Source organism: Parafrankia sp. Ea1.12, assembly GCF_900465275.1.
GTDB lineage: Bacteria > Actinomycetota > Actinomycetes > Frankiales > Frankiaceae > Parafrankia > Parafrankia soli.
The window spans coordinates 19,767-27,743 of the sequence record NZ_UBIZ01000462.1 but is presented as its reverse complement, the minus strand read 5'-3'; the positions used below and the strand labels follow the sequence as shown (position 1 = coordinate 27,743).

The following is a 7,977-nucleotide window of genomic DNA, read 5'->3' as shown; positions in this document are numbered from 1 at the left end:
GATCAAGAATACCGAATGTCCCGGTCCTTCCGCCCCCCGCCCACGGACGGACGACACTCCGCCCACCGGGGCCGGGCCGGAGCCAGGCTGGTGCCCGGCGGTCCGGCGCCACGCGTTCCCGCCGGCAGGCCGCCCACCGGCACCCGCTGTCCCGGCCGACCGGCGGGCCGGCAATCCCAGTCGTGGCGGTCGATCCCGCCAGGCGACCGCGGCCGCGGAGGCCGCCCGAGCGTCGGTTGCGGCGTGCGACCTGTCCACCGCCGGCCCGGCGACTCCGTGCCGAGCGCGAGCGCCGCCGCCGGGCCCGGCGGCGAGGATGACAGCGGGGCGTGTTCGAGGAGGGCCCTCCGGTGCGGCAGCGGCGGGTCGGACCGGTCCGACCCGCCGGGCGAACCAGCCGGCCGGCTAGGTGGTGCGACAAAGCGCCCACCCGGGCGCGAAAGACGTCGCGCGCCGGGCGCCGGCGCGGCCCGGCGGCACCGTCCCAAACGATTCGAGTCGTTATCAGCGATGCGGCGAGGGAATCCGCACCCACGGCAGCCGCGTGAACGGCCCCACCGGCGCTCACGGCGCCAATCGGAATCCGGTACCAGTGCCGAGCAGAATCCTCCGGCATGCCCTCGATATTGTTCTGCCGACACCGGCCGGGGACGGCGGACCTATTTCAAAGGCCATTCAGCGGGCACCGGGAAGGCGGTCTCGGCTCCGGCTCCGTCGAGGACGGCCCGCGGACGCGCGGACCAGGCCCGGCGGCCCCGACCCGGCCGGCCGTCTCCGGGTCGCCGGCCCTCCCCCGGCGTCTCCGCCGGGCCGCCCACCGGTGCCTGCGCGGTCCGCCGTTCCGGGGTGACGCTGGCTACACAGTGGCATCCCAACAGGCACCTGAAGGACACCTTCCGCATGGGATCGGAAGCGCAAAGCGACATCACGAGCGACCTGGACCCGGGGCCACCCGTCCTGGGCGAAGGGGGCCGCGCGACCACCGCCGGACGCCACTCCCGGGCCGGACGGCCCGACCCGGCCCACCACGACGGCCGGCGGGTTCGCCGGTCGGTATCCCCGCAGACAATGAGATCCGCGGTGAACCACCTTCTCGACGAGGAAAAATGCGGCTGCCACGGGCAGACACGCCAAGCCTCGAAGACCACACCGAGCCTTCGCCGCACGACCCGTCCGTTAGTCCGATAGGCGGTCGCGGCGTGATCTGGCCCACTGTCCCCGCATACGGGAAGTCGTGCTCCCACCGGATACGGTAATGGACGTTTCCGCAAGACTCGACCTTCACCGTGGTTTCGGTCACCTGGCCGCGCGGCGATTCGCGGCCCCACGCAACGCGCCCCACCGAGGACGACCCGGGCTCCCGTCCGGGCGGCCCGGGACGTCACCGGAGCGAGCCGGGCGCCGGACGATTGCACGCCGGAGCCTCCCGGAGCCGGCGCGCGGGACCACCGTCAGCTCGCGGGACCACCATCAGCTCCGCGGGGCCACGATGCCGCCATCAGCCCTCCTGGGCCACCGGATCGGCCACGGCGGCGGCGAGGACGGCGTCGAGCATCGGCTCGGTCAGCCGGCCGGTGAACGTGTTCTGCTGGCTCGGGTGGTAGCACCCGAGGACCCGCACCGGACCCGCGTCCGCCGTGACGCCGTGGCCGAACGGAACGCGCCGCGCCGGCGTCGGATAGCCGGCCCGCGCGAGCGCCGGCCACAGCGCGGACCAGGCGAATCCGCCCAGCACGACGATCGACCGCAGGGCCGGTCGCAGCAGTTCGAGCTCCCGGACCAGCCAGGGCCGGCAGGTGTCCCGCTCGGTGGGGGTGGGCTTGTTCGCCGGCGGCGCGCACCGGACGACGGCGACCACGCGCGCGCCGGTCATCCGCTGGCCGTCGCCGGCGGAGACGGAGGTCCCGAGGGCGGCCAGGCCGGCCCGGTGCAGCGCGGCGAACAGCCAGTCCCCGCTGCGGTCGCCGGTGAAGATCCGGCCTGTCCGGTTGCCGCCGTGCGCGGCCGGGGCGAGGCCGACAATCAACGTCCGCGCGTCGGCCGGCCCGAACGACGGCACCGGCCGTCCCCAGTAGGGTTGGTCGGCGAACGCGGCCCGGCGGACAGCGGCCACCTCCTCGCGCCATTCGACCAGCCGCGGGCAGGCCCGGCAGACCGAAATCCGCGCGTCAAGCTCGTCGCAGTCCGGCGCCGTCCCGGCGAGGGTCGCCACCTCCGGCCCGGAACGGGCGACGGGCGTGCCCGGGACGGCCGGGTCTCCGGGCCAGCCCGAGCCCGGCAGATTCACCGAGCCCCGGACTCGACCACTCCGCCCAGCGAGAGTGCGATGCCGTCGAGGATGTCCCGCTCGCTCGCGATCACCATGGAGGTTCCGGACCGCTCCATGAGGGTCCGCAGCACCAGTGCGCCGGCGGCGATGACGTCCACCCGCCCGGGGTGCATCACCGGCAGCGCGGCGCGCTGGGCGTGGGTCATCCCGAGCAGGCTCGCGGTGACGGCGGCCACGTCGGCGGCCGAGGTGACCATCAGGTGGATGCGGTCGGGATCGTAGGTGGGCAGGTCGGCCGCCAGTGCCGCGACGGTGGTCACCGTCCCGGCGACACCGACCAGGGTGGCGGCGGTGGTGATGGGCACGGTGCGCTCGGCCAGGTCGAACGCCGCGTGGACGTCGGCGACGATCGCGGCGATCTGCTCCGGTGCCGGCGGATCGGAGTGCAGGTGGCGTTCCGCCATGCGGACGCAGCCCACGTTGACCGAAATCGACTCCCGCACGCCCTCGGCGCCGCCGAGCACCAGCTCGGTCGAGCCGCCGCCGATGTCGGCCAGCAGGATCGGAGTCGCGACCCCGTCGAGATCGCCGATCGCGCCGGCAAAGGAGAGCGCAGCCTCCTCGCCACCGCTGATCACCTCGGGGTCGACACCCAGGATCGCGCGGACGCCGTCCACCAGCTCGGCACGGTTGCGCGCGTCCCGGGTGGCGCTGGTGGCGACCATCCGGACGCGGGTCGCGCCGAGCCGGGTGATCTCGTCGGAGTAGTCGCGCAGCGCGGTGAACGTCCGGGCCAGCGCCTCGGGCGCCAGCTCACCGGTGCGGTCGACGCCGGCGCCGAGCCGGACGATCTCCATCCGGCGGGTCAGCTCGCGCAGCCGCCCACCGGAGCCGGCCGCCCCCTCGTCGAGCTCGGCCACGAGCAGTCGGATGGAGTTGGTGCCACAGTCGATCGCGGCCACGCGGGTCATCCGGCGGTCTCCTCTCGTCCCTGGCCGACGCGTGCCGCATGGCCGCGCGAGCCCCCCGGTTCCCCCGCACAGGATGCGCCGTCCGGCTCGACGCACGGCCCGCGGGCCCCCCAGTCGGCGAGCTGAGCGAGAGCCTCGTCACCGAACGGGTTGACTCCCGGGCCGGCGGCCAGGCTGTGGGCGACCAGCACGTGCAGGCACTTGACCCGGTCGGGCATCCCACCGGCGCTCGGGTTCCCGGGCAGGGTTCCGTGGGCGTCGCGGCGCGCCAGGTAGTCGCGGTGGGCGGCGCGGTAGGCGGCGGCGAGCCCGGGATCGGTCCCCAGCCGCGCGGTCATCTCCCGCATGAGGCCGGAGCCCTCCAGCCGCGAGATCGCCGCCGCCGCCCGCGGGCAGGTCAGGTAGAACAGCGTCGGGAACGGCGTGCCGTCCTCGAGCCGCGGGGCTGTCTCCACGACGTCCGGCAGCCCGCACGAACAGCGGTGCGCGACGTCGAGCACGGCCCGCGGCGGACGGCCGAGCTGGCGGCGCACGACGGCGAGCTCACCGCCCGCACCGTCCGTCCAGCCGGCGCCGTCTACAGCGCCCGCACCGTGTACACCATCCGCACCGTCTACACCGCCCACGCCGCCGCTCACGAGGGCGGCGCCGGAGTCGGAGTAGCCGGCGGTTCGTCCAGCTGTGACCACAGCCGGCCGTACCAGGACTGGTCGCCGGAGCCACCGGCCGCGTCCGCTCCGGGCTCCGCCGTCGGATGCGGCGCGGTGGGCATCAGGTACGACTTCTCCCCGGGCAGGACGAAGTGCAGCCGGCGGCGCGCCTCGTCCGCCACCCACAAGGGGTCGTCGTAACGGGCCACCTCCGCGCGCAGGTCGTCGACCCTGGTCTGGCGCTGCGCGTTCGCCCGCGTGAGCTCGGAGATCTTCGCCTGCTGCTGCAGGTACAGCCGCAACGGATAGGCCAGGGTCAACACCAGGACGCAGATGACGACGGCCAGCAGCGTGGCCCTCGTCGTCAGCGCGGTACGCCGGACGGGCATGGTCGGCTCAGCCGGTGGTCGTCCGCCGCGGGAACGCGCCGGCTCCCGCGTACCGGGCGGCGTCGTCCAGCTCCTCCTCGATGCGCAGCAGCTGGTTGTACTTCGCCACCCGCTCGCTGCGCGCCGGGGCGCCGGTCTTGATCTGGCCACAGTCGACGGCCACGGCCAGGTCGGCGATCGTGGTGTCCTCGGTCTCGCCGGAGCGGTGCGACATCATGCAGCGATAGCCGCTGCGGTGCGCGAGGTTCACCGCGTCCAGGGTCTCGGTCAGGGTGCCGATCTGGTTCACCTTCACCAGCAGCGCGTTCGCCGCCCCCTCGGCGATGCCGCGGGCCAGCCGCTCCGGGTTGGTGACGAACAGGTCGTCGCCGACGAGCTGTACGCGGGCACCGAGCCGGGTGGTGATGCTCGTCCAGCCGGCCCAGTCGTCCTCGGCGAGCGGGTCCTCGATGGAGACGATCGGGTAGGAGTCGACCAGGTCCGCGTAGTAGTCGATCATCTGCTCGGCCGACCGGCCGCTGCCCTCGAAGGTGTAGGAGCCGTCGGCGAAGAACTCGGTGGAGGCAACGTCGAGCGCCAGCGCGATGTCGTCGCCGAGCCCGAAGCCGGCCTTGTCGATCGCCTCGGCGATCAGGTCGAGCGCCTCCCGGTTCGTCGGCAGGCTCGGGGCGAAGCCACCCTCGTCGCCGACGCCGGTGGCCAGGCCACGGCCCTTGAGCACGCTCTTGAGCGCCTGGTAGATCTCGGCACCCCAGCGCAGCGACTCCGCGAACGTGCCCGCGCCGATCGGCGCGATCATGAACTCCTGGATGTCGACGTTGGTGTCGGCGTGTGCCCCGCCGTTGAGGATGTTCATCATCGGCACCGGCAGCAGGTGGGCGCTCGGGCCGCCCAGGTACCGGAACAGCGGCAGGCCGCTGGAGGCCGCGGCGGCCTTGGCGACGGCGAGGCTGACCCCGAGCAGCGCGTTCGCGCCGAGGGCGGACTTGCCGGGCGTGCCGTCCAGGTCGATCAGGGTCGCGTCGAGCAGACGCTGCTCGGTGGCCTCCAGCTCCATGATGGCGGGACCGATCCGGCCGATGACCGCCTCGACGGCCTTCGTGACGCCCCTGCCGCCGTAGCGGTCACCGCCGTCGCGCAGCTCCACGGCCTCGAAGGCACCGGTGCTGGCACCGCTCGGGACAGCGGCGCGACCGAGGGTGCCGTCCTCCAGGACGACCTCGACCTCGACGGTGGGGTTGCCTCGGGAGTCGAGGATCTCACGGGCTCCGACAGCCTCGATGGACGGCACGGGCACGACCTTTCGATGGAGACGCGACCGGGGCACCGGCGCGGGACGGCATCTGCTGGCGGACAGACATCTGCTGGCGGACAGAAACGACCGCTGGCGGACGGACGGGCACCGGGGATCCGCCGCGGCAGCCCGGCGGGCGCGGACCCGGGGCACGGGGACGAGCGGCGCCGTCCGGACGAACCGGTCGGTGCGAGACTACCGCCGCCCGCGCGCCACCGCGTCGCCTCCCGGTCGCGCCACGCGGGGACGTCCCGCCACCATCGTGACACCCTGATCATGCTCCGGGGTCGCGCAACCAGCGCGCGTTCTGCCCGGCCGGGCCCCGCGGGACTAACGGATCTCGCCGACCGGCGGCATCACCAGGGGGCCGGCACCCGGCAGGCCCGCCCGGGCCAGGCCAGCCCCCAGGAGCCGCTCGCCGACGAGCAGCGCGCCGCGCAGCCCGAGGCCGGCGAGCCCGGCGCCCAGCCCGGGTGCCAGCGCGGACGCCGCGGCCGGCTCCTCGCTGGACTTCGGCGCGCGCAGCCGGTCGAACACCGACGGCTTCGGCGTGAGCCGCACCCTGGGCGTCTCCCCCGCCGGCAGGCCGGCCCGGGCCCAGGCGAGGTCGATCGCGTGGGCCAGCCCGCCCAGCTCGTCCACCAGGCCGTGACGGTGGGCGTCGGCGCCCGTCCAGACCCGGCCGCGGGCGAGCTCGTGGGCGTCGCCGTGCGACATGCGGCGGGCCTGGGCGACCTTGTCCACGAAGTCGGCGTAGACGCGGTCGAGGAACTCGTCCAGCTTCGCCCGCTCGGCCTGGGTGAACGGCTGGCGTGGGGACATCATCAGCGCGTTCTCACCGGCGGCGACGGCGCCGAAGCCGATGCCGACCTTGTCGAACAGGTCGCGCACGACCTGCTTGCCGCCGAAGACACCGATGGACCCGGTCAGCGTTCCCGGGTTCGCGACGATCACGTCCCCCGCGAGCGCGACGAAGTACCCGCCCGACGCGGCCACCGAGCCCATCGAGACCACTACTGGACGGCCTGTGGATCGGAACCGTTCGATCTCCCGACGGACCACGTCCGAGGCCACATAGGAGCCTCCAGGGCTCTCCACCCGAAAGACCGCGGCGGCCACAGAAGGATCACGTGCGGCGGCGCGGAACGCTGCCGTGACGGCGTCGGCGGCCAACACCGGCCCCGAGAAGGGCATCGTGGCTCCGCCGAGGACCACCGGCCCGGTGCCGTGCACGAGCGCCACCACCGACGTGTGCGGATCGATCTCCGGCGGCACCACGTCCGCGCCCGCCCGCGACGGGCCCGCCGCGCCGGCCGGTCTCTCGTCCCCGGGACCACCGGCCGTTCCCGTGCGGGAACGGCCGGACTCGCGCAGGAAGATCGTCGCCGGCAGCGACGAGGCGAACGACCCGGCGCGGCGCACCGGCGACTCGGCCTTGCGGACGGCCGCCCGCCGGTAGGCGGAGACGTACCTCAGAACCGGTTCGACCGTCTCCCCGGCGTCATCGCCCGGGTCCCGGCCGGCCAGCGCGCGGGCTCGCTCCCGGGCGTACTCGTAGATCTCGTCGCGGTAGCCGATGCGGTCGACGAGGCCGGCGGAGAGCGCCACGTGGCCGGCCAGCGGCGCGATGTCGATCATGCGCCGGACCTGGTCGGCCGACAGGCCCCGGCTCTGCGCGATCCCGGCGACGATCTGCTCGGCGCTGGAGTCGACGATGCGGGCCAGCGCCTCCCGGTGGGCGGGGGTGAAGTCCCGCTCCACCAGCGTGTTCACCGCGTTCTTGTACTCGTGGCGCTGACCGATCTCAACGGTGACACCGAGCCGGTCGAGCGCGTCGCGCACGAACGGGGTCTCCATCGCGACGCCGGTCAGGCCCAGGTCACCGGGCGGCGCGAGCCAGATCTCGTCGAACGCGCAGGCCAGGTAGTAGGCGACGGTGCCGCCGCCGAACTCGCCGAAGGTGTCCGCGTAGGCGTAGGCGGCCCCGCCGGAGGCCCGGAACTCGGCGACGGCGTCCCGGATCTCCTGCACCCGCGCCAGCGGCATCCCGCAGGCGGCGACGTGCGCCACGACGACGCTCGCGCGCTCGTCCCGAGCCGCTCGGCGCAGCCCGTCGACGATCTCCCGCAGGCCGGTCCGCCGGTGCGAGACCGCCGCCGTCAGCGGGTCCGTGGGCACGCCCTCGACCGGATCGGACGTCAGGTCGAGCTCGAGCACGATCGGGGCGTTGCGCCGCCGCGCGATCCGCTGGACGTCGGCGACCACCTGTCTGGGGGTTCCAACCATGCTCCGAGGCTAGACGCAAGGCCGGGTAATTCGGCGGGGCTGGTCGGGCGCGGCTGTTGTCCTGTCCCGGTAGATGCTTGCCACTGACGTCCCAGGTGATGGTTGACGGCGATCCTGC

6 protein-coding genes are annotated in these 7,977 nt (G+C 74.2%); all 6 read right to left on the bottom strand.

Annotation, left to right across the window (positions count from 1 at the left end; genetic code table 11):
• Window positions 1–1,498: 1,498 nt before the first annotated feature.
• Entirely contained in the window at window positions 1,499–2,287 is a 789-nt protein-coding gene (locus FMEAI12_RS27540; protein WP_020458461.1) for a uracil-DNA glycosylase, read from the bottom strand.
• A complete protein-coding gene (locus tag FMEAI12_RS27535) occupies window positions 2,284–3,240 on the bottom strand; it encodes a Ppx/GppA phosphatase family protein (RefSeq protein WP_071059225.1) in 957 nt (318 codons plus the stop codon). Before FMEAI12_RS27535 ends, FMEAI12_RS27540 begins: the two co-directional genes overlap by 4 nt.
• Window positions 3,237–3,773 carry a DUF501 domain-containing protein gene (locus FMEAI12_RS27530; protein WP_112108377.1) on the bottom strand — a complete coding sequence of 179 codons (537 nt, stop codon included), beginning with the start codon at window positions 3,771–3,773 and terminating at the stop codon, window positions 3,237–3,239. The genes FMEAI12_RS27535 and FMEAI12_RS27530 overlap by 4 nt, the downstream gene beginning before the upstream one ends.
• 101 nt (window positions 3,774–3,874) lie before the next feature.
• Window positions 3,875–4,279 carry a septum formation initiator family protein gene (locus FMEAI12_RS27525; RefSeq protein WP_071059223.1) on the bottom strand — a complete coding sequence of 135 codons (405 nt, stop codon included), beginning with the start codon at window positions 4,277–4,279 and terminating at the stop codon, window positions 3,875–3,877.
• 7 nt (window positions 4,280–4,286) lie between these two features.
• Window positions 4,287–5,570, bottom strand: coding sequence for a phosphopyruvate hydratase (gene eno / locus FMEAI12_RS27520; RefSeq protein WP_112108376.1), 1,284 nt, complete (start codon window positions 5,568–5,570; stop codon window positions 4,287–4,289).
• A 333-nt stretch (window positions 5,571–5,903) separates the two neighbouring features.
• Window positions 5,904–7,859: a signal peptide peptidase SppA gene (sppA, locus tag FMEAI12_RS27515; RefSeq protein ID WP_112108373.1), complete on the bottom strand. Its 1,956-nt coding sequence runs from the start codon at window positions 7,857–7,859 to the stop codon at window positions 5,904–5,906.
• Window positions 7,860–7,977: the final 118 nt, after the last annotated feature.